The 18,809-nt window shown below is 62.4% G+C and carries 21 protein-coding genes and 3 tRNA genes; 13 read left to right on the top strand and 11 right to left on the bottom strand.

All coding sequences use genetic code 11. The annotated features are described in order from the left end of the window. Positions 1 to 226: 226 nt before the first annotated feature. The 3 genes from pyrB (at position 227) to BXU06_RS15205 (ending at position 3,345) form a co-directional block, all read left to right on the top strand. Positions 227 to 1,150, top strand: a complete 924-nt coding sequence (gene pyrB, locus BXU06_RS15215; protein ID WP_077301492.1) for an aspartate carbamoyltransferase — start codon at positions 227 to 229, stop codon at positions 1,148 to 1,150. 15 nt (positions 1,151 to 1,165) lie between these two features. After that, positions 1,166 to 1,627 carry an aspartate carbamoyltransferase regulatory subunit gene (pyrI, locus tag BXU06_RS15210; RefSeq protein ID WP_077301489.1) on the top strand — a complete coding sequence of 154 codons (462 nt, stop codon included), beginning with the start codon at positions 1,166 to 1,168 and terminating at the stop codon, positions 1,625 to 1,627. 161 nt (positions 1,628 to 1,788) lie between these two features. Further along, on the top strand, positions 1,789 to 3,345 hold the full coding sequence (locus tag BXU06_RS15205; protein ID WP_077301487.1) for a Fic family protein: 1,557 nt from the start codon (positions 1,789 to 1,791) through the stop codon (positions 3,343 to 3,345). A 42-nt stretch (positions 3,346 to 3,387) separates the two neighbouring features. On the opposite strand, the gene BXU06_RS15200 is transcribed toward BXU06_RS15205, so the two are convergent. Then, positions 3,388 to 4,179: an inositol monophosphatase family protein gene (locus BXU06_RS15200; RefSeq protein ID WP_077301484.1), complete on the bottom strand. Its 792-nt coding sequence runs from the start codon at positions 4,177 to 4,179 to the stop codon at positions 3,388 to 3,390. 357 nt (positions 4,180 to 4,536) lie between these two features. Between BXU06_RS15200 and BXU06_RS15195 the strand changes: the two genes are divergently transcribed. After that, positions 4,537 to 5,265 carry a 16S rRNA (uracil(1498)-N(3))-methyltransferase gene (locus tag BXU06_RS15195; RefSeq protein ID WP_077301482.1) on the top strand — a complete coding sequence of 243 codons (729 nt, stop codon included), beginning with the start codon at positions 4,537 to 4,539 and terminating at the stop codon, positions 5,263 to 5,265. Positions 5,266 to 5,465: 200 nt separating this feature from the next. After that, positions 5,466 to 6,230 carry a BPSS1780 family membrane protein gene (locus BXU06_RS15190; RefSeq protein ID WP_077301480.1) on the top strand — a complete coding sequence of 255 codons (765 nt, stop codon included), beginning with the start codon at positions 5,466 to 5,468 and terminating at the stop codon, positions 6,228 to 6,230. A gap of 125 nt (positions 6,231 to 6,355) precedes the next feature. Here the strand turns inward: BXU06_RS15190 and BXU06_RS15185 are convergent. From BXU06_RS15185 to cutA, 6 genes are all read right to left on the bottom strand, one after another. Next, positions 6,356 to 6,430, bottom strand: a tRNA-Thr gene (locus BXU06_RS15185). Between the two features lie 84 nt (positions 6,431 to 6,514). Further along, a tRNA-Lys gene (locus tag BXU06_RS15180) sits at positions 6,515 to 6,590 on the bottom strand. A gap of 34 nt (positions 6,591 to 6,624) precedes the next feature. Then, positions 6,625 to 6,699 (bottom strand) — tRNA-Lys (locus tag BXU06_RS15175). Positions 6,700 to 6,738: 39 nt separating this feature from the next. Further along, positions 6,739 to 7,632, bottom strand: coding sequence for a DMT family transporter (locus BXU06_RS15170; RefSeq protein WP_077301477.1), 894 nt, complete (start codon positions 7,630 to 7,632; stop codon positions 6,739 to 6,741). A 135-nt stretch (positions 7,633 to 7,767) separates the two neighbouring features. Further along, entirely contained in the window at positions 7,768 to 9,504 is a 1,737-nt protein-coding gene (dsbD, locus tag BXU06_RS15165) for a protein-disulfide reductase DsbD (RefSeq protein ID WP_077301474.1), read from the bottom strand. Continuing rightward, positions 9,501 to 9,848: a divalent-cation tolerance protein CutA gene (cutA, locus tag BXU06_RS15160; protein WP_077301471.1), complete on the bottom strand. Its 348-nt coding sequence runs from the start codon at positions 9,846 to 9,848 to the stop codon at positions 9,501 to 9,503. The genes dsbD and cutA overlap by 4 nt, the downstream gene beginning before the upstream one ends. A 15-nt stretch (positions 9,849 to 9,863) precedes the next feature. Here cutA and BXU06_RS15155 point away from each other — a divergent pair, with 15 nt between their 5' ends. From BXU06_RS15155 to BXU06_RS15145, 3 genes are all read left to right on the top strand, one after another. After that, on the top strand, positions 9,864 to 10,295 hold the full coding sequence (locus tag BXU06_RS15155; protein ID WP_077301468.1) for an FxsA family protein: 432 nt from the start codon (positions 9,864 to 9,866) through the stop codon (positions 10,293 to 10,295). A gap of 152 nt (positions 10,296 to 10,447) precedes the next feature. Next, on the top strand, positions 10,448 to 10,945 hold the full coding sequence (tpx, locus tag BXU06_RS15150) for a thiol peroxidase (protein ID WP_077301465.1): 498 nt from the start codon (positions 10,448 to 10,450) through the stop codon (positions 10,943 to 10,945). Between the two features lie 135 nt (positions 10,946 to 11,080). Next, positions 11,081 to 12,652, top strand: a complete 1,572-nt coding sequence (locus BXU06_RS15145) for a tetratricopeptide repeat protein (RefSeq protein WP_077301462.1) — start codon at positions 11,081 to 11,083, stop codon at positions 12,650 to 12,652. A gap of 130 nt (positions 12,653 to 12,782) precedes the next feature. Here BXU06_RS15145 and BXU06_RS15140 read toward each other — a convergent pair whose 3' ends face one another. After that, positions 12,783 to 13,088 carry a DUF167 domain-containing protein gene (locus BXU06_RS15140; protein WP_077301460.1) on the bottom strand — a complete coding sequence of 102 codons (306 nt, stop codon included), beginning with the start codon at positions 13,086 to 13,088 and terminating at the stop codon, positions 12,783 to 12,785. Positions 13,089 to 13,121: 33 nt separating this feature from the next. On the opposite strand from BXU06_RS15140, the gene BXU06_RS15135 reads away from it, so the two are divergent. From BXU06_RS15135 to BXU06_RS15115, 5 genes are all read left to right on the top strand, one after another. Next, complete coding sequence (locus BXU06_RS15135) at positions 13,122 to 13,619, top strand: Dps family protein (RefSeq protein WP_077301457.1); 498 nt, start codon at positions 13,122 to 13,124, stop codon at positions 13,617 to 13,619. Between the two features lie 196 nt (positions 13,620 to 13,815). Continuing rightward, the gene (locus tag BXU06_RS15130) at positions 13,816 to 14,733 is read left to right on the top strand and encodes an energy transducer TonB (protein WP_171982239.1); all 918 of its coding nucleotides are present in this window, start codon (positions 13,816 to 13,818) and stop codon (positions 14,731 to 14,733) included. Between the two features lie 162 nt (positions 14,734 to 14,895). After that, positions 14,896 to 15,285 carry a VacJ gene (locus tag BXU06_RS15125; protein ID WP_077301452.1) on the top strand — a complete coding sequence of 130 codons (390 nt, stop codon included), beginning with the start codon at positions 14,896 to 14,898 and terminating at the stop codon, positions 15,283 to 15,285. A gap of 233 nt (positions 15,286 to 15,518) precedes the next feature. Next, positions 15,519 to 15,935: a thioesterase family protein gene (locus BXU06_RS15120; RefSeq protein WP_077301449.1), complete on the top strand. Its 417-nt coding sequence runs from the start codon at positions 15,519 to 15,521 to the stop codon at positions 15,933 to 15,935. Between the two features lie 122 nt (positions 15,936 to 16,057). Continuing rightward, positions 16,058 to 16,552, top strand: a complete 495-nt coding sequence (locus tag BXU06_RS15115; RefSeq protein ID WP_077301446.1) for a TlpA disulfide reductase family protein — start codon at positions 16,058 to 16,060, stop codon at positions 16,550 to 16,552. Positions 16,553 to 16,628: 76 nt separating this feature from the next. On the opposite strand, the gene cowN is transcribed toward BXU06_RS15115, so the two are convergent. From cowN to BXU06_RS15100, 3 genes are all read right to left on the bottom strand, one after another. Continuing rightward, positions 16,629 to 16,940 (bottom strand): N(2)-fixation sustaining protein CowN, encoded by a 312-nt coding sequence (gene cowN, locus BXU06_RS15110; protein ID WP_077301443.1) that lies wholly within the window; start codon positions 16,938 to 16,940, stop codon positions 16,629 to 16,631. A 61-nt stretch (positions 16,941 to 17,001) separates the two neighbouring features. Next, positions 17,002 to 17,661, bottom strand: coding sequence for a Crp/Fnr family transcriptional regulator (locus BXU06_RS15105; protein WP_077301440.1), 660 nt, complete (start codon positions 17,659 to 17,661; stop codon positions 17,002 to 17,004). 193 nt (positions 17,662 to 17,854) lie between these two features. Further along, the gene (locus tag BXU06_RS15100; RefSeq protein ID WP_077301437.1) at positions 17,855 to 18,748 is read right to left on the bottom strand and encodes a transporter substrate-binding domain-containing protein; all 894 of its coding nucleotides are present in this window, start codon (positions 18,746 to 18,748) and stop codon (positions 17,855 to 17,857) included. Positions 18,749 to 18,809 lie beyond the last annotated feature (61 nt).

Genomic DNA, 18,809 nt, shown 5'->3' with positions numbered 1-18,809 from the left:
TGCGCTGCGTGGGGTGTCGCGGTGCATAACTGTCCCCGGCAAGGGTATAATGCCGGTATCAACCGTCCGGAGCCTGCGCCATGTGTGTTGCCCAGCGTGATCTGCCTGCCATGCGCGGTGCCTGATCCGGAACGCCCCTCTTGCAGCAGGGGCTTTTTTTCGCCCCGCAGCCTGCCGGCGACTGCTGCCGCCGTTTTGCGCCAACCGTTGATCCAAGGATCCCGAAATGAGCAATCCCCTGTACCAGCGACATGTGATTTCCATTGCCGACCTGACCCGGCACGACCTGGAAACCGTGATTGCCACTGCCCAACAGCTCAAGCGCACGCCACGCACTGATTTGCTCAAGGACAAAGTGGTGGCCAGCTGCTTTTTTGAAGCGTCCACCCGCACCCGGCTGTCGTTTGAAACCGCCGTGCAGCGTCTGGGTGGCACGGTGATTGGCTTTGACGATGGCGGGAACACCTCGCTGGCGAAAAAAGGCGAAACCATGGCCGATTCGGTGCGCATCATCTCCTCGTATGTGGATGCCTTTGTGATGCGCCACCCGAAAGACGGCGCGGCGCGGCTGGCGTCGGAATGCTCCAGCGTGCCAGTGATCAATGGCGGCGATGGCTCCAACCAGCATCCGTCGCAAACCCTGCTGGATCTGTTCACCATCCACGAAACCCAGGGCAAGCTCGACGGCCTGACCCTGGCGTTTGTCGGTGATCTGAAATATGGCCGCACCGTGCATTCGCTGGCGCAGGCGCTGGCGCTGTTCAACTGCAAGTTCTACTTTATCGCCCCCGAGGCGTTGGCCATGCCGGACTATATCTGCGAGCAGCTGGATGCCCACGGTATTCAGTATCAGCTGGTGGAAACCATCGAGGAAGTGGTGTCGGAGCTGGATATTCTGTACATGACCCGGGTGCAGAAAGAGCGTTTTGAAGAAACCGAATTCCAGCACCTGAAATCCAAGTACAAGCTGGACGCCAGCATGCTGGAAGGGGCCAAGCCCAATCTGAAGGTGCTGCACCCGCTGCCACGCATTGACGAAATTGCCACCGATGTGGACGCCACCCCGTATGCCTACTATTTCCAGCAGGCGCAAAACGGCGTATTTGCCCGCCAGGCCCTGCTGGCGCTGGTGCTGAACGAAACCCTGTAAGTCGGAGAAAACGCGATGATGGAACACACGCTCAAGGTGGAAGCGCTGGAAAACGGCACGGTAATCGACCATATCCCCGCCGGTCAGGGCCGGCGCATTCTCAAGCTGTTCCGCATGTCGGAAAGCGGCGAGCGCATTTATATCGGCTTTAACCTGCCCAGCCGCCGCACGGGTAAAAAAGACCTGATCAAGGTGGAAAACATCACCTTCACCAAGGAACAAGCCAACCAGCTGGCGCTGTTTGCCCCTAACGCCACGGTGAATGTGATCAAGGATTTCAAGGTGGAAACCAAGCTGTCGCTGGGCGTGCCGGAAACGGTGGACGGCATGCTCAGCTGCCCGAACAGCAACTGCATCACCGCCACCGAGCCGGTGGAAACATCGTTTCGGGTGAGCGAGAAAGATGGCGAAGTGCGGCTCAAGTGCAAGTACTGCGAGAAAACCTTTGCCCGGGACGCGTTTGCGCAATTGCGGTAAGACGCGCTGAAAAAACGGTTATCCCCGCACGGGCGGGGATCTCTGGCTGTTGAGTGTGCTGGGTTGTGCTTTTTACCACGCGTTTTTAATGGTTTTTATTGATGATGCGCATTCTGTAAACAAAATTACATCGATTTAATCGTTTTTGCACAGGGAGGGGCATGGCGGACTGGATCGGCTACAAGTGGCTGGCCGCGCGCTACGGCATCGACACCGTGCAAGCCCCGCCGGTGACCAGCGAAATCGGCCCCTCGCGACGAACAATCCACAACGATCACATTACCCGTGAAATTTACACGGCAAACATGCGTCCGGAAGACACCCTGACCGCACACCTGACCTTTGCGATCAAGCACGAAGGTGTGCATCTGGAGTTTCTGTCCCGCCTCTTTGCCCGGGTGCCGGAAATGGATATTGCCGACTGGATGAACCGTGAGCGCACCGGGCAATACGCTCGCCGCGTGGGTTTTCTCTGGGAATGGCTCATGGGTCGGGAGCTGGGTGGGGTCAAGGCGGTTACTGGCGGGAATTATGTGCATGCCATCAACCCCGACACCAGCCTGACGCGCACCCGGCCTGAGAACCACCCGCGCTGGCGAGTGCGCAACAACCTGCCCGGCAGTCGCGACTTTTGCCCCACAATCCGCCGTACCCAGGCGGTGATTGAGGCGGAGCGCTACGATTGCGCCAAGCAACTGGATGCGCTGCAGGCTGAATACGGCACGGATATTTTGATGCGCAGCGCGGTTTGGCTGACCGTCAAGGAAAGCCGGGCCAGTTTTCAGATTGAACGGGAGGCTGATAAGGTTGATCGCATCCAGCGTTTTGCGGCGGTGATGGAACGACGCTGTGGGGTGCTGCTGTCTCCTCTCGACCGGGAGGCGCTGACCGAGCTGCAACGGGAGATCATTGGCGACAACTCCACCTTCAGCCATTTCGGGCTGAGGAAGTCTCCTGTTTTTGTGGGGGAAACTTCCGGGTTTCAAGAAGTGGTGCACTACATCGCGCCCCATTGGGATGCGCTTGATGCCATGCTTCGTGGCATGGCAATGTTTATCGAGCACACCCAGGGGGCTTCACCGATTGCCAGGGCGGCAGCTATTTCGTTTGGGTTTGTGTACATCCACCCTTTGGCTGATGGAAACGGCAGAATTCACCGCTTTTTGATTAACGATAGCTTGCGCCGCGATGGTGCTGTGCCCAAACCCTATATTCTGCCTATCTCGGCCACCATCACCCACAAACCTCAAGATCGGGCCAGGTACGATACCGTGCTGGAATGGTTCTCCAGGCCATTTATGGCCCGGTATAGTGGATGCTATGCGTTCAAGCGCCCGGTCCGAACGTATGATGACCGTATCTCGTCAAATTTCATGTTTACCGACTACGATGACGCCCTTCCCGCTTGGCGCTATCTCGACCTGACCCAGCATGTAGAATACTTGGCAGAACTGATCGATAGGACCATCCGGCTGGAAATGCGGGAAGAAGCCAGGCTTTTGCGTGCATGGGATAACGCCAGGAATGCCATCAAGGAGATTGTCGAAGGGCCAAACCAGGATATTGACCGGATTATCCGGTCAATTAAAGGCAATGGCGGCCAGATCTCCAACAAGCTGGCAGAGGCGTTTCCGGTGCTGGCCAATGCCAGCGTGGCTGCCAGTATCTGCGCATGCATTGCAGCAGCATTTGAAGTGCCCGGAGCATCCGCTGCGTGAATGTGCGTTGACAAAACCGGCCTGTGGCCTTCAAAACCAACTTTACTGATTATTCCTCACCCAGCGCCGCCACTGTTCAAACAGATTCGGGTCCAGCGCCGCCACTGCCGAGCGGTGCCACAGCGGGCCTTGCCAGTAATCGTCGCTATCCAGTGTGCACGCTTGGCCGCCGGCTTCTTCCAGAATCACAATGCCCGCCGCGTAGTCCCACAGCCGCTGGCCGCCGTGCAGATACAGGTCGTAGCGGCCTGCCGCCAGATAGCACCAGTCGATGGTGGAAGCGCCCAGGCTGCGCTGGCTGCCAAACGGGGCCAGGCTGGTCAGCCGGGTGCCCAGCTTGCCGCTGCGCAGGTATTTGACTTCCACGGCGGCAATGGTATCGCCCATATGCGCCGGGGCGGGTTTCAGTGGCAGGCGGGTGCCGTTCATGTAGGCGCCGCTGCCCCGGCAGGCGTAGAACATTTCGTTGGACACCGGGTTGTAAATCACCCCCAGCTCGCTGCGGCCCTGGCGCATCAGCGCCACGGAAATGGCAAAGTAGGGCAGGCCGTGGATAAAGTTGGTGGTGCCGTCGATGGGATCGACCACCCACAGCCCGTCCGGGTTGGCATCCCATAGCGCGTGTTGTTCGTCGGGCGTCATTTCTTCACCCAGCACCGGGTAGGGCAAAATCTCCGGCAGGCGTCGCGCCAGTGCCTGCTGGGTGGCCAGGTCGGCTTCGGTGAACAGGGTGCCATCCGATTTACGGGTGGACTCCACCCGTAAAAAGCGCGGCATGACTTCGGTTTGCGCAATGTCGCGCAATGTCTGGATCACCTGATCGACCACCTGCATGGATCACTTTCCCTCTCGCCATATGAATGAGTGTGTCCCGTCTGTGCGGGCGCGGGGCGGCGGGTATGCCTGGCGTGGTACGGCCTGGCGCATCCCCTGCGAGCCCTTGGCGCAGTCTGCTGCACCGGGCTGGGCCGGGCAGAATGCTGCAATGCAAAGTGTGCCATAGCCAGCGTTTGCCGTCTGGATAAGTTGTCACATTGGCAGCGAAATGCTTCGGGTTTTGGGCAAAACACCCTGGCAGATGCGCGGCATCGAACACACTGGCGGTCTGGATGCGTTCATTTGCCGGCAGCAGCGCAGAAAAACCCGGTGCAATCGGGCAAAATACCGGCTTCTTTTGCCGGATGACCCACCATGCCCCGCTTTTTTGTTGACCAGCCGCTGTTTGCCGATGCCACGCTGTCCCTGCCCGATGCCGTGGTGCGCCATGTGCAGGTGCTGCGGCTGAACCCCGGCGACGCACTGACCTTGTTCAATGGCGATCCAGCCGGATACGAATACCCGGCCACGGTGCTGTCGGTGGGCAAGCGGCAGGTGGCGGTGCAGCTGGGCGCGGCACTGGCGGTGTCGCGCGAGTCGCCGTTGCAACTGGGCCTGGCGCAGGGGATTTCCAGCGGCGACCGGATGGATTTTACCCTGCAAAAAGGCGTGGAACTGGGGGTTCAGGTGTTTCAGCCCGTGGCCACCCAGCGTTCGATTGTGCGCCTGAGCGGCGAGCGCGCCGACAAGCGGCTGCTGCGCTGGCGGGAGATTGTGCTGTCTGCCTGCGAACAGTGCGGGCGCAACAGCGTGCCGGAAGTCCGCCCGATTCTCAGTCTGGACGCCTGGCTGGCCAGCCAGGTGGCGCAGCAGGGCACCCGGCTGCTGTTGTCGCCGCAGGCTGGCGTGCAGCTGCGTCAGCTGCCGGCCCCCGCCTCGGCCTGGCTGCTGGCCGGCCCGGAAGGCGGGCTGACCGACGCCGAGGAACACGCCGCCATTGCCGCCGGCTGGACGGCGCTGACCCTGGGGCCACGGGTGTTGCGCACCGAAACAGCGGCGCTGGCGGCGGTGGCGGCCATGCAGCTGTGCTGGGGCGATTACTGAGCGCAGCGGAGGTGCATCTGGTGTGTCACTTATCCACAAGATGTGCGCAAGCTGTGGACAGCTTTATCCACAGGTGGATGTGTCCCGGCCCGGCGGCTATTTTCATGCCAATGTTTTTCCGGTTGATCCCGGCTTTTCGCTGGGCAGCGGGGAATCAGTCATACTACGGGATGTTGAATCCCTGAACTCTGGAGTGTCTCATGCCTGACGACTGGCCGGAATCTTCGCGCCGCCCGCTTCCCCGAGTGCCTGCTTTACGCGGCTGGCGCTGGTGTGTGGAGGCGTTTTATCTGTTTCGAGAACAGCCACTGACCATGGTGCTGTTTGGTGTGGTGTACTTTATCCTGATGCTGGGCCTGAACCTGATTCCGCTGCTGGGCGGGCTGATGGTGTCCTTGCTCAGCCCGATTTTGTCGGTCGGGTTTCTGGTGGTGGCAGGTAAGTTGGCGCATGGCCAGGAGCCTGAGCTGGCCGACCTGTTTACCGGCTTTCGCCAGGGCACGGCGGCGCTGCTGGGCATTGGCATCTGGTATCTGGTGGTGTTTTGCGCACTGGGCATCGGCGTGGCGCTGATGGCAGTATTGCTGGGCGTGGCACCCAGCGGCGAGGCGCTGGCCCAACTGACCCCGGAGGCGCAAGCCAGCCTGATGGAGCTGGGCCTGGTGGTGCTGGTGCTGGCGCTGCCATTGATGATGGCCTACTGGCTGGCCCCGGCGCTGGTGTATTTTGAGCAGCAAAGTGGCATTGAGGCCATGCGTCTGAGCCTGCTGTTTGCCGCACGCAACTGGCCGGCGTTTTTGCTCTACGGCGTGGTGATGGGCAGCTGCGCGGTGTTGTCGATCATGGCGTTTGGCGTGGGCTTGCTGTTGTGGGTGCCGTGGGTGCTATTGTCGCTGTATGTGTGTTACCAGGACATGATTGGTGCCGGGCCGGTGGAGATGAGCAAGGTGGGTTGGGTAGAATAAGCCTTGCGCTGCGTGAGCGAGCGTTGTCCTGACCGGGCAACGCTCCGCAAGGTGCGGCTGTGGACAACAAAAAACCCGTCAGCAGAAGCATGACGGGTTTTTTGTGTCTGGCGAACCAGAAAGCTTGGTGCCCATGGGCAGAATTGAACTGCCGACCTCTCCCTTACCAAGGGAGTGCTCTACCCCTGAGCTACATGGGCCCATTCGGGGTCAAACTTGCGTTTGACCCGTGAAGGCGGGGAAACAAAAAGGCCAACCAAGGCTGGCCTTTTTAAAAAATCGGGTGGTGGGCTGTGAAAGGCTCGAACTTTCGACCTACGGATTAAGAGTCCGCTGCTCTACCAACTGAGCTAACAACCCAACCTGAACTCCATTATACCATGAAGTTTTGCTCTGGTGGGTCGTGAGGGATTTGAACCTTCGACCAACGGATTAAAAGTCCGCTGCTCTACCGCTGAGCTAACGACCCACAAGAGAGGCCGTAATTTACGCCCACTGAAAAGCCGTGTCAAGCGTTTTTTGCCGCTGACAGCGCCCATACCACCCCGGCCACCATCAATGCCGCTCCCAGCAGCAGCGGCCAGGCTGGCCAACTGGCGGTGTATAACTGGCCATAACCAATGCCGGCCAGGGTTTCCACCACAATCAGCTGACCCACCAGGGTGACCGGCAGGCGCACGCTGGCCTGATTCCACAGCCACGACGCCAGCCAGCCACCCACCACCCCGGTGATGGCCGACACGGCAATCAGCCGCAGCCAGGCATCTACCGGCTGGCTGGGCGTGTTGGCAAATGCCCATAGCCCCAGCAGCAGCGCGCAGGGCAGAACAGCCACCCCCAGCATGGCGCTCCACACGCTGGCATTCAGCGTGCCGGCGCGCAGCAGGCGGGCGTTCATCAGGCCAAACCAGGTCCAGCAGGCCAGTGCGCCCAGTGCCAGCAGGCTGCCGGCCAGATAATCCCACAGGCCGTTGTCGGGCAACTGATGCAGTGCATCCAGATTGACCGCCAGCAGGCCGGCACCAATCAAGGCCAGTGACGGCAACAGTTTGGCCCAGCGCTGTTCCGCTCCGTGCAGATTGGCCGCCAGCGCCAGCGTAACGGGCAGCATGCCAACAATCAGCGTGGGCAGTGGTACGCCAATCAGGCGGATGGCGCTGGCCAGGCACAGGTAGTACAGCAGATTGCCCACCACACTGCCCAGTGCCGCTTGCCGCCACAGCGCGTGGGCCAGCGGCGGCGGTCGCCAGCGCAGGCACAGCAGCGCCGAAAATGCGCCAAAGGCAATAAACCGCCCGGCGCTCAGTTGCGCCGGGGAAAACTCGGGCACCCACAATGGGGCCGCAAAGCCCAGCCCCCAGACCAGGCAGGCGCTGATGGCCAATACAATACCGCTAAACATAGGATGAACGTATCCAGCAGATGCCCGCTCGGGGGGCGGCAGGCAGAGATGGCAAGGTTGGCCGATGGCGAGGCCGGTGGGCGCGTTGGCGGGAGCACCCGACAAGGGGTTCACGCCAACGCGCTGGCGCGGGCCTCAGGGCAGGCGCACATCGGCCAGCAGGCGGGCAAATTCTGCCGGCGGGACAAAGCCTACCACGCGCTGCAATTCGCGGCCATCCGGGGCCAGGATGATAATGCCGGGTGGGCCATACAGGCCAAAGCGCTTGAGCAGCGCCTGGTGTTCGGCGCGGTTGGCCGTCACGTCGGCCTGCAGGCGGACAAAGCGCTGCAACTGGGCGCTGACCGCCGGATCGGGGAAGGTGTCGGCTTCCATTTCCTTGCACGCCACGCACCAGTCAGCGTAAAAATCCAGCAACACCGGCTGGCGGGATTGGCTCAGGCGTGTGTCCAGCTCAGTGCTGTCGGCAATGCGGGTAAACGGCGGAAACGCCCGATGCGCCGGCTGGCCACCCAGCGCCGCTAGCGGGTGCAGCGGCTGGTACGCGCCAGTGGCTGCACCAATCAGCCAGAGCACCGCCAGTGTGCTGGCTGCGCTGGCCAGCAGCCGCGCCGACCAGCGCCGCAGCCGCCACAGCGCCAGCGCGCTGCCCAGGGCAATGGCGGCCCACAGCAGCAACGGCAGCCAGCCCGGCAAGAATGGCGCGGCCAGATACACCGCCAGCGCCAGCATCACCACGCCAAAGCCAGCCTTGACCCGGTTCATCCATACCCCGGCGCGTGGCAGCACCTGGCCACCCAGCGTGCCCACCAGCAGCAGCGGTGCCCCCAGCCCCATCGCCAGCGCGTACAGCGCTACCCCGCCCAGCCAGGCGTCGCCGCTGGCACCGATATAGCCCAGCGCCACCGCCAGCGGCGGTGCCACGCACGGCCCGACAATCAACGCCGACAATGCGCCCATGGCAAACACCGACAGCACCCGCCCCCCGCTCAGCCGGCCAGACGCCTGAGTCAGCCGCGATTGCAGTCCACTGGGCAGCTGGATCGGAATCAGGTCAAACATCCCCAAGGCAAACACCACCATCAGCGCAGCGGCGGACAAGATCACTGCCGGTTGTTGCAGCCACACGGTCAGCAGGCTGCCGGTCAGCCCGGCGGCCACCCCCACCAGCACATAACTGGCCGCCAGCCCCTGCACATAGGCCAGCGACAGCCAGAAGCCCTTGGCGCGGGTCAGCTGGCTGCCCTGCCCGGCCACAATCGCCGAGACAATCGGCAGCATCGGGTACAGGCAGGCGGTGAGCGCCATGCCCAGCCCGGCCACAAAAAAAGAAGCCAGCAATGCTGGCAGGCTGAGCTGATTCAGGGCACCGCCTTCCGCCGGGCTGGCAGGCGCACTGCCTTGCTGCCACCAGTTGACTGGCCGCGCGCCAGGCGTCAACTGGCGCTGTTCCGGCGGGTAGCAAATCCCGGCGTCAGCACAGCCTTGCAGCTTCAGCAGCAGGGTGGCCTGCTCTGGCCAGACGCTGTCTCGGGGCAGGGTGACGCTGACCATGCCGCGATAGATTTCGGTTTCGCCAAAAAACGGGTCATGCTTGCGCTGGCCACTGGGCCAGGCTGGGGCAGGCAGCAGCCCGGTGGGAGCACTGGACAGCGCCAGCTTGCTGCGGTACAGATAGTAGCCGTCGGCAATGCGCAGCTGCAGCCGCACCGTGTGTCCGTCCAGTTGTGCCTCCACCCGGAAAGCCTTCTCCGGGGGCAGCAGGTCGTTCGGGTCCAGCGCCTGGGCTGGCCACGCCAGCCAGCACAGCGCCAGCCAGATCAGCAGGCCGCGCCAGCCACGGCACCAGGCGGTGCAAAGGACATTCATCATGCAGTTTTCCGTTCACGGGGGCTTGAAATGACTTCATCCGCCACCCAATTGAGGTAAGCCGGCAGGCCGTCGCTGATTGGCCAGGCCAGCATTTCCGGCACCTCGTAGGGGTGCAGGGCCGTCAGTGTGTCAATCAGCGCGGGCAGTGCCGCCCGGGTGGTTTTGCACAGCAGGGGGATTTCCCGGGCCGATTCCAGCTGGCCTTGCCAGTGGTAAACAGACTCGACCTCCGGCAACAGGTTCACACAGGCGGCCAGCCGCTGGGAAACCAGCGCATGAGCCAAGCGGCGGGCGCAGTCGGCGTCCGGTGCATTGCATAACGGCAGCATAATATCTTGAGTCATCAGAAAGAGGCTTTCATGCGCAGGTTGGGATGGATTTTACTGGCATTTCCCTTGATTGAGCTGGTTGGGCTGATTGTGCTGGCCGGTCGCATTGGCGGCCTGGCCGTGCTGCTGTGGCTGATTGTCAGCGCGCTGGCCGGCCTGTGGATTTTGCGCAACCAGCGCCTGGGCATGCTGCTCACCGCCTGGGGGGCGCTGAATGCCGGCGGGCAGATGTCGCTGTACCAGATGCTGTGGCCGCTGCGCTTTATGCTGGCTGGCGTGCTGCTGATTTTCCCGGGGGTCTTCAGCGACCTGATAGCCCTGGTGCTGCTGCTGCCATTGCGCGGCCCGGATCTGGGCGCGGGCATGGGCGGTGAGCCGCCGCGCGCGGCCAATGATTCGGTGATCGAAGGCGAGTTCAGCCGGGTGGACGATCCGAAAAAACGCCTGCCGGGCGATCAATAACCCTGCTGAGCATGGCCGGGCGCAGAGGCGGCCCTCTGCTGTCAGTGGGCAAACCCCCACTGCCAGCAAGGTTGCAATTTCCCGGCAATATCGCACACTACATGGCATATCGCCGTGCTTGACGGCGTGGCCAACCTTCCTGGAGCAAGCAGATGAGTGTGACTTTAAAAGGCAACCCGGTCGACGTACAAGGCCACTTTCCCGCCGTGGGCAGCGCCGCACCCGACTTTACCCTGGTAGGTGCCGATCTGGCCGACGTGCCGCTGGCGGCGTTTGCCGGCCAGCGCAAGGTGCTGAATATTTTCCCGAGCGTGGACACCCCGGTATGCGCCAACTCGGTGCGCAAGTTCAACGTCGCTGCTGGCCAGCTGGCCAATACCGTGGTGCTGTGCATTTCTGCCGACCTGCCGTTTGCGCAAAAACGCTTTTGCGGCGCAGAAGGTCTGGAACAGGTGAAAACCCTGTCCACCCTGCGCGGCGCGGCATTTCTGGCCGATTATGGCGTGGCGCTGAGCAGCGGCCCGTTGGCCGGTCTGGCCGCCCGTGCGGTGCTGGTGCTGGATGAAAACAATCAGGTGCTGTACGCCGAGCGCGTGGCAGAAATTACCGAAGAACCCAACTACGGCGCTGCGCTGGCGGTGCTGGGCTAAGCGCTGCTAAACGGTTTTGGCTGTGTCGCCCTGCCGGGGCGGCGCAGCTTCCAGGCTTTATTCTCTCCCGCAGTTGTCAGCCGCCAGGCTTCCCGCTAACGTGACAGGCTTCTTCGTCCCGTTACGGATGGCTGCATGCCCGCTACCCCGCCGCCCACCGCGCAGATTGCCGCGTTGCTGAACCAGGCCGAAGCTGCCTGGGCTTCTGGCCAGCTTGATCAATGTGAGCAATGTTCCCGCGACGTGCTTGCCTTGTGGCCCGAATCGGCCATGGCCTGGAACCTGCTGGGCATGGTGGCCAGCCGCCACGGCCAGCTGGAACACGCGGCCCAGCTGATGGTGCAGGCGGCCCGGCTGGACGCCACCCACGCCCAAATCCGCACCAATCTGGGCATCGTGCTCAGCCAGCTGGGCGAGTACGCCCAGGCGACCCAGGTGCTGACCCAGGCGCTGGAAATTGCCCCCAACCACGAATCCGCCTGGATGCTGCTCGGGCAAATCTGTGAAATCCAGGGCCAGTTTGTCGAACAGGCCGCCTGCCTGCGCCAGGCGCATCAGCAATGCCCGCAGTCGGTCAACCTCCAGCTGATGCTCAGCGATGCGCTGAACACGCTGGGCGAGCACGCCGAAGCCGCCCGGCTGGCCGAGGACATCACCCGCCGTTATCCCCAGCTGGCCGACGGCTGGTCCTGCCTGGGCTGTGCGCTGGAAAAGCTCGCCCGGCTGGACGACGCCCGCCTGGCGCTGCAACGGGCCATCCAGCTCAAGCCGGACAATGGCCAGCTGCATGTCAATCTGGCCCATCTGGATTTGCTGTGCGGCCAGTTTGAATCTGGCTGGCGGGAATACGAATGGCGTTTTAGCTGCGAGCAAATGGCCCCGTTGCCCAATCTGGCCGCACCGCGCTGGCAGGGTGAGCCGCTGCGCGGCAAAACCGTGCTGTTGATTCCCGAGCAGGGCCACGGCGACACCCTGCAGTTTTGCCGCTACGCGCAACTGCTGGCCATGCGGGGCGCGCAGGTGTGGCTGACCGTGGTGCCGGCGCTGTGGCCCGTGATGGCGCAGGGCGTGCCTGGCGTGCATCGTTTGCTGCTGCCGGAACAGGTCATGGCCGAAGCCCATGCCGTGGATTACTGGGCCCCCCTGATGAGCCTGCCGCATCTGGCGGATGCCAGTGATGACACCCTGGGGTATCTCACCCCCTATCTGCGCCCCGACCCCAGCCGGCTACCGGCGTGGGCCGAGCGCATGGCCGCCTTGCCGCCGGGGCGCAAAATTGGCTTGATCTGGAGTGGCAATCCGCTGAACGGCAATAACCCCACCCGCTCGCTGCCGCATGCCGAGCTGGCAGCGCTGGCAGCAGTGGGCCATGTTCAGTGGATCAGCCTGCAAATGGGTAGCGAAGGCCAGCGCCCGCCGCCAGCGGGTTTGCATTGGCAGGCCTGGGGGAGTGAGTTGCGCGACTTTGCCGACACCGCCGCCATCCTCAGCCAGCTGGACCTGCTGATTACCACGGATACCGGCCCGGCCCACCTGGCCGGCGCGCTGGGAGTGCCCAGCTGGATTCTGGTGCAGCAGGTGCCCGACTGGCGCTGGGGGCTAAGCGGCGAGCAGTGCGACAGCTACCCCAGCCTGCGGATTTTCCGTCAGGCCCGGCAAGGGGAGTGGGGGCCGGTTGTGCAGCAGGTGGTCACGGCGCTGGGCTAGCGCGCGGACAGGGCAAGCAGAGGGCAAGCGGGTGTCCTGGCACAATCGTGATAAATCCGTGCCGCCCCCTTGGTAAATCTGGCCGCCAGCCCAATAGTCATGTCATGCTGTCTACGCTGGCTTGCCGGGGTCAGCCTGCTGCCAGCGCCGCGCGAATGGCCTCGGCGCTGAGCCCGCCAACCTGTACCTCCACCACCTTGCGCCGGCTGGTATCACCGCTGCGCAGGGTGACCGCGCGGTTGGGCAGCTTCAGGCAATCGGCCAGAAATGCCAGCAGCGCCGCATTGGCCTTGCCGTCCACCGGCGGCGCGGCCAGACGGATTTTCAGTGCATCACCATGTGGTCCGGCCACTGCCGTTTTTTTTGCCCCTGGCTGAATGTGCAGGGTCAGGCGCGCCGTTGTGCCGGAGAGTGTCAACCAGTCTGTCTCGTTCATGCGTTGAATTCTAACCCAATCCAGGAGCTGCTCATGGCCAAAGCCAAAACTGTCCCGTCTATGCAAGCCGTCAATATTGGCATTGCCGAACCTGAACGCGCCGCCATTGCCCAGGGGCTGTGTCACCTGCTGGCGGACACCTACACCCTGTATCTGCGCACCCATTACTTCCACTGGAACGTCACCGGCCCGCAGTTTCGCACCCTGCACCTGATGTTTGAAGAACAGTACAACGAGCTGTGGATGGCGGTGGACATGGTGGCCGAGCGCATCCGCACTCTGGGCTATCCGGCTCCGGGCACCTACAGCGAATTTGCCAAGCTGGCCAGCATCAAGGAAGTGGTTGGCGTGCCGGCGGCGACCGACATGATCACCCTGCTGGTGGAAGGCCACGAAGCGGTGTGCCGCACCGCGCGTGCGCTGCTGGCCCCGGCGGATGCGGCAGCGGACGAATCTACGGCGGACCTGGTGACCCAGCGCTTGCAGATTCATGAGAAAACCGCGTGGATGTTGCGCAGCCTGCTGGCGTAAGGACAATCTGAAAAATCGTCCTTCCCGAGCGGCGCGGAGGCACCTCGGGGAAGAGACTTTCTGCGCTGGGATTTTCTCCAGGCGCTGTATCGCCGGCGTGGTGGACGGACAAAGCGTCAGGTCACCACGCTGCATGCAACAACCTGCCCTTCGCCCGCACCGTGAGCCATCGTCCTGCCGTGTTACACTTGCCCGCATGACTGACTCGGCCTCCCTACCCGTCATGACCGCCCGGCTTGCTGCTCCTTCTTTTCTGCTCCCTCGCACGCTGGCGCTGGCGTTGGGTGTTTCCCTGTTGCTGCACCTGATTCTGGTGTGGGGCGTGCGCTTTGTGCCGCCCGATCCGCGCAGCTGGTTTGCCGACCGCACCCTGGACGTGGTGCTGGTCAACAGCCGGCACAGCGAAGCGCCGAAAAAGGCCGATGCGCTGGCGCAGGCCAATCTGAACGGCGCGGGCAACACCATCGACCCCGGCTTGCGCAGCCGCACGCCGCTGCCGGCGACGGGCCAGCGCCAGGATGCGCCGTTGCCCAAGGTGGCGCAAAGCCCGCGCCCCTCGGTGGCGGCCACGCCGCCCAGCGAAAGCGAAGTGATTTCCACCGCCAAAAGCCGGCCCAGCCCGCAGCAGGCCATTGCCCGGCAATCGCCACAGCATAGCGGGCAAGGGTTGAATCCAACCGACCTGCTGGCGCAGGCGCGGGAAATTGCCCGGCTGGAAGGCGAAATTGCTGAAAAAAGCAGCGCCCTGCAGTCACGCCCGCGCCGCGCCGACTTTGGCGGGCGCACCCGCGAATACCGCTTTGCCCGCTATGTGGAAGACTGGCGGCTGAAAATCGAGCGGGTGGGCAATCTGAACTACCCGGAAGAAGCCCGACGCAATGGCGTGTACGGCAGCCTGATTCTCAGCGTGGAAATCAACGCCGACGGCAGCCTGAAAACCGTGCGGGTGGACCGCAGCTCCGGCCATGCCGAACTCGACGAAGCCGCCCGGCGCATTGTCAAACTGGCCGCCCCATACGCGGCCTTTCCGGAAGCGCTGAAACGCGATTTTGATTATTTGCGCATTGTGCGCACCTGGACTTTTACCCGTGAGAACCAGCTCGCCGCAGAATAAGCGCCGCTAGGCTCTGGCACCGCACCCCGACAGGACTTGTACCGCGTGCTGTAGGGTGTTACACCAGAGACGTTCGCCGTGCGAATTCCGCCTGGCCGCCCCTTTCGGGCGGCCTTGTCGGCTTTCATGCCCATTGGAATACCCCTGCCTCGGAGATCTGCCATGTATGAAGTGAATCGCAGCGTAGCCATTGTAAAACCGAAACAGCCATTTTTTGACTGGCTCAACAGCCTGCCGTTTGAACAAGATGAAACCCTGACCCTGCACGCGCTGCGTCAGGACTGCAATGCCCTGCTGATTCCGCCAGCAGAAGATTTTGAAGACGCCCGCGAGTTTATCCGCAGCCACTGGCGCAGCATTTTTGACGCCGAACTGGCCGACTGGTGCGAAGACGATACCCTGTGGCCGGAAAAACGCACGCCCAACCTGTTTCAGCAATGGTTTGACGTGGAAGTCCACTCGGTGCTGACCGACCTGGTGAGCGAGCCGCTGGAGCGCGAAGCCTTTGCCGAGCTGGATCTGGACGGCGACGATGACGGCAAGGATGCCTGAAACGGTTTTTGTGGCCGGATCAGCATACTTGAAGCATACATTTGTTTTAAACTGAGAAGGCCAGGCATCCTGCAGGCAGGTGACGTTGTTACTCTGCCTGTTTTTACGCCATTTTTTCCTTGGATCGGCTAACAAAACCTTCCTGGCTGCCCGTACTGTCTGTGGCCGCGTGCCTGGCCAGGACCGCTACGCTGCGCCGGATTTTGTTCGCCGCGCTTAACCGGAGCGCTGTCATGCATCACACCCCGATCAAAGTCCGTGGCTATCACCTCGACCTGTATGGCCACGTTAACAACGCCCGCTACCTGGAGTTTCTGGAAGAAGCCCGCTGGGCCTATTTTGAAGCCACCCATGGCCTGGACTGGTTTGTGCAGTCTGGCCTGGCGTTTGTGGTGGTCAACATCAACATCAACTACCGTCGCCCGGCCTTCATGAACGAGCAGCTGATTGTGCATACCGGGGTCAGCTCGCTGTCCAACCGCAGCGCCATCATCCACCAGCGCATCACCCTGGACGACATGAGCACGGTGGTGTCCGAAGCCGACATCACCTTTGTGCTGTTTGATGAAAAACAGAACAAAGCCATCGTGATCGAAGGTGAAGCCAGAAGCATGCTGGAATCCATGATCGAACCGGGCACCCCCGCCTAAGGTGGGGGCCGGTTTCTGCGCCAAGCAGGTAAAATCCGTCCGACAGGGAACGCCCGGCCATCAGGCGGGTCAACCGGACTGGCCGGTGTGCCGGGCCGGCATTATTTTCAGGGGTTAACAGCATGAAAAAATGGGTCATGATCGTCGCCGTGCTGGCGGGGGTTCTGGGCGCGGGCGCATGGTTGCGCGGGGGCGGCAGCGACCAGGCTCCGCAGCTGGCGTTCAGCTCGCTGGCGGGCGAAGCCAGCTCGATGGAACAGCTGCGCGGCAAGGTGGTGCTGGTGAATTTCTGGGCCACCAGCTGCTCGGGCTGCATCAAGGAAATGCCGCAACTGGTGGATACTCACCAGAAATACGCCAGCCAGGGCTACCAGACCGTGGCCGTGGCCATGAGCTACGATCCGCCGGAGTTTGTCCGCGAATACGCCAGCGCGCACAAGCTGCCGTTTTTCGTCACCCTGGACAATCAGGGCAGCATGGCCAAGGCGTTTGGTGAAATCCGCCTGACGCCAACCTCCATCCTGATCGACAAGAACGGTAAGGTGGTCAAGCGCTATCTGGGTGAGCCGGATTTTAACGAACTGCATGCGCAGATCGAGAAGTTGCTGAAGGCGTAAGCCTGGGCGAGGGGCTCAAACGGGCCCCGGCCCGCGTTCAGCGCGGGCTTGCCTGCCCCCTCTCACCCGGTTCGGGTCAGCAGCACTCTTCTTCCAGCTGCATCAGCCATTCCAGCGCCTGCTGGTCATCCCAGGTTTCAAACAGTTCGCGCACCTGGTTGATATTGCAGTGAATCAGGAATAGGTCATCCGGTTTTGGCCCGGTGCCGCCCTCACGTTTTTTCATGAAGTATTCCCAAAAGGCGTTGTTGCGTTCTGGGATGGCAATGTGGCGGGCGATGCAGTCCATGATCCGGCGGGCATTGCCGTCGCAATCAATATCCTTGAAGCTGACGTAACGGTCGGGGGCGGCGGGTTGGCGGCAGGCGCAACTGGACGACTGGGACATGGTGCTTCTCCTGGTTCAGTGGGTTGGCCCCACTTTACCCTGGCCCCAGTGCCGGCGTCCGTCAGCTGGCTGACAAATCGGCCAGCGCCTGACGCGACAGCACCAGCAATTGCCGGCGGCCTGGCCGCGCCAGAATGCCATCGCGCACCCACTGATTCAGCAGCAGCGACACGGTTTGCCGGGTGCTGCCCAGCAGGCTGGCAATGTCTTCGGTGCCCAGCTCCAGCGGAATCAGCCAGCCTTGCGGATGCGGCTGGCCGCGTCGATCGACCAAACCGAGTAAAAACCGCGCCAGCCGGGCCGGCACCTCGCGAAACGCCAGATCGTCAATCAGCGTCACCGCATTGCGCAGCAGCCGGCCCAGCACGCGCATCATCACTGGGGTGAATGAAGGGTCTACCGCCAGCTGGCGGGCAAAGTCGGCGGTGTCGATGCACCACAGCACGCTGGGCGTCACGGTTTCCACGTAAGTGGGGGTGTGGGTGGTGTACACATCGCCGGCTTCCAGAAAACTCAGGCTGAGGTCGCGGTTTTCCCCGGCCAGATACACCCGCAGGCGGCCAGATTTGACCACAAACACCTGATCGCGGCGTTCACCGGGGCTGGCCAGTAAATAGCCCTTGGGGTAATCGCGGGCGACAAAGCCGGTCAGCCAGCCGGCGGGCTGGTCAGACTGGGCCAGGGTGGCCAGATCGGGGGCGTGGGGGTGGCAGGGGTGCATGCCTATCGTCCAGCAAAACCCGCGCCATGTTGGTCCGGCGGGGAAACCGCTGCTGCTTCAATGGTTTGTTTGCTCAAGGTGAAGCAAGCCCCCGTCGGGGCTGGGGCGAATGCGACAGGCGGGCCAACGGGGGAAGGGTTGCCGGGGTCACCGGGCGGTGTGGCGCGGGGGGTGCGCACACCGCCAGGTAGGGTCAGATGCCCTTGTCGTTCGGGTTCTTGATCGCTTCCTGCAGCTGGGCATTCATCGGCAGGTTCAGGTTAACGTTTTTCGGCGGAATCGGGCTGGTGAACCACTTGGCGTAAATCTTGTTGATTTCGCCCGACTTCATCAGGTCGGTCAGGGTTTTGTCCACCAGTGCCTTGAACTGCGGGTCGTCCTTGCGCAGCATGATGCCGTACGGCTCGGTGGACAGCGCCGGGCCGGCCAGGGCAAAGTCTTTCGGGTTCCTGGCGCTGGCAATAAAGCCGGCCAGCAGCACTTCGTCCATCACAAACGCCGACGCGCGACCGGTTTCCACCATCAGGAAGGATTCGGCGTGGTCCTTGCCGTAGACGTTTTTCACGTCAATGCTCTGGCCCTTCTCGTTTTGCTTGATGTAGCGGTCCGAGGTGGTGCCGGTGGTGGTGGCCACGGCCTTGCCGTTGAGGTCGCTCAGCGACTTGATGCCAGAATCGGCCTTGACCACCATGCGCACCGGCGACACAAAGGTGGTGACGCCAAACGCCACCTGCTTTTGCCGTTCCAGCGAATTGGTGGTCGAGCCACATTCCAGGTCGATGGTGCCGTTGGTCATCAGCGGAATGCGGGTTTGCGAGGTGACCGGGGTGAGCTTGGTCACCAGCGCCGGCATTTTCAGTTCTTTTTTGACCGCTTCGACCACTTTATTGCACAGGTCCATCGAGTAGCCCACCGGCTTCTGGTTGCCATCCAGGTAGGAGAACGGGATCGACGATTCGCGGTGGCCGACGACGATGGTGCCGCTGCTCTTGATCTTTTGCAGGGTTGGCAGGTCGTCGGCCAGGGCTGGGGTGGCACACAGGGCAGTGGCAATCGCCAGAGCGGTAAAGCGGATCGGGGTGCGCATAAGTTCTCCTTGGGCAAAGCACGGATGCTGCCCGCTGGGCAGCACAAAAAATCGGGGCAGG

Source organism: Aquaspirillum sp. LM1, from assembly GCF_002002905.1.
GTDB lineage: Bacteria > Pseudomonadota > Gammaproteobacteria > Burkholderiales > Aquaspirillaceae > Rivihabitans.
This window is presented reverse-complemented; position numbering and strand designations above follow the sequence as displayed.

Excerpts from the sequence above, each read along its gene's own strand:
- pyrB (WP_077301492.1), top strand. The coding sequence starts at position 227 with ATGAGCAATCCCCTGTACCAGCGACATGTGATTTCCATTGCCGACCTG.
- pyrI (WP_077301489.1), top strand. The coding sequence starts at position 1,166 with ATGATGGAACACACGCTCAAGGTGGAAGCGCTGGAAAACGGCACGGTA.
- BXU06_RS15205 (WP_077301487.1), top strand. The coding sequence starts at position 1,789 with ATGGCGGACTGGATCGGCTACAAGTGGCTGGCCGCGCGCTACGGCATC.
- BXU06_RS15200 (WP_077301484.1), bottom strand. The coding sequence starts at position 4,179 with ATGCAGGTGGTCGATCAGGTGATCCAGACATTGCGCGACATTGCGCAA.
- BXU06_RS15195 (WP_077301482.1), top strand. The coding sequence starts at position 4,537 with ATGCCCCGCTTTTTTGTTGACCAGCCGCTGTTTGCCGATGCCACGCTG.
- BXU06_RS15190 (WP_077301480.1), top strand. The coding sequence starts at position 5,466 with ATGCCTGACGACTGGCCGGAATCTTCGCGCCGCCCGCTTCCCCGAGTG.
- BXU06_RS15170 (WP_077301477.1), bottom strand. The coding sequence starts at position 7,632 with ATGTTTAGCGGTATTGTATTGGCCATCAGCGCCTGCCTGGTCTGGGGG.
- dsbD (WP_077301474.1), bottom strand. The coding sequence starts at position 9,504 with ATGATGAATGTCCTTTGCACCGCCTGGTGCCGTGGCTGGCGCGGCCTG.
- cutA (WP_077301471.1), bottom strand. The coding sequence starts at position 9,848 with ATGACTCAAGATATTATGCTGCCGTTATGCAATGCACCGGACGCCGAC.
- BXU06_RS15155 (WP_077301468.1), top strand. The coding sequence starts at position 9,864 with ATGCGCAGGTTGGGATGGATTTTACTGGCATTTCCCTTGATTGAGCTG.
- tpx (WP_077301465.1), top strand. The coding sequence starts at position 10,448 with ATGAGTGTGACTTTAAAAGGCAACCCGGTCGACGTACAAGGCCACTTT.
- BXU06_RS15145 (WP_077301462.1), top strand. The coding sequence starts at position 11,081 with ATGCCCGCTACCCCGCCGCCCACCGCGCAGATTGCCGCGTTGCTGAAC.
- BXU06_RS15140 (WP_077301460.1), bottom strand. The coding sequence starts at position 13,088 with ATGAACGAGACAGACTGGTTGACACTCTCCGGCACAACGGCGCGCCTG.
- BXU06_RS15135 (WP_077301457.1), top strand. The coding sequence starts at position 13,122 with ATGGCCAAAGCCAAAACTGTCCCGTCTATGCAAGCCGTCAATATTGGC.
- BXU06_RS15130 (WP_171982239.1), top strand. The coding sequence starts at position 13,816 with ATGACTGACTCGGCCTCCCTACCCGTCATGACCGCCCGGCTTGCTGCT.
- BXU06_RS15125 (WP_077301452.1), top strand. The coding sequence starts at position 14,896 with ATGTATGAAGTGAATCGCAGCGTAGCCATTGTAAAACCGAAACAGCCA.
- BXU06_RS15120 (WP_077301449.1), top strand. The coding sequence starts at position 15,519 with ATGCATCACACCCCGATCAAAGTCCGTGGCTATCACCTCGACCTGTAT.
- BXU06_RS15115 (WP_077301446.1), top strand. The coding sequence starts at position 16,058 with ATGAAAAAATGGGTCATGATCGTCGCCGTGCTGGCGGGGGTTCTGGGC.
- cowN (WP_077301443.1), bottom strand. The coding sequence starts at position 16,940 with ATGTCCCAGTCGTCCAGTTGCGCCTGCCGCCAACCCGCCGCCCCCGAC.
- BXU06_RS15105 (WP_077301440.1), bottom strand. The coding sequence starts at position 17,661 with ATGCACCCCTGCCACCCCCACGCCCCCGATCTGGCCACCCTGGCCCAG.
- BXU06_RS15100 (WP_077301437.1), bottom strand. The coding sequence starts at position 18,748 with ATGCGCACCCCGATCCGCTTTACCGCTCTGGCGATTGCCACTGCCCTG.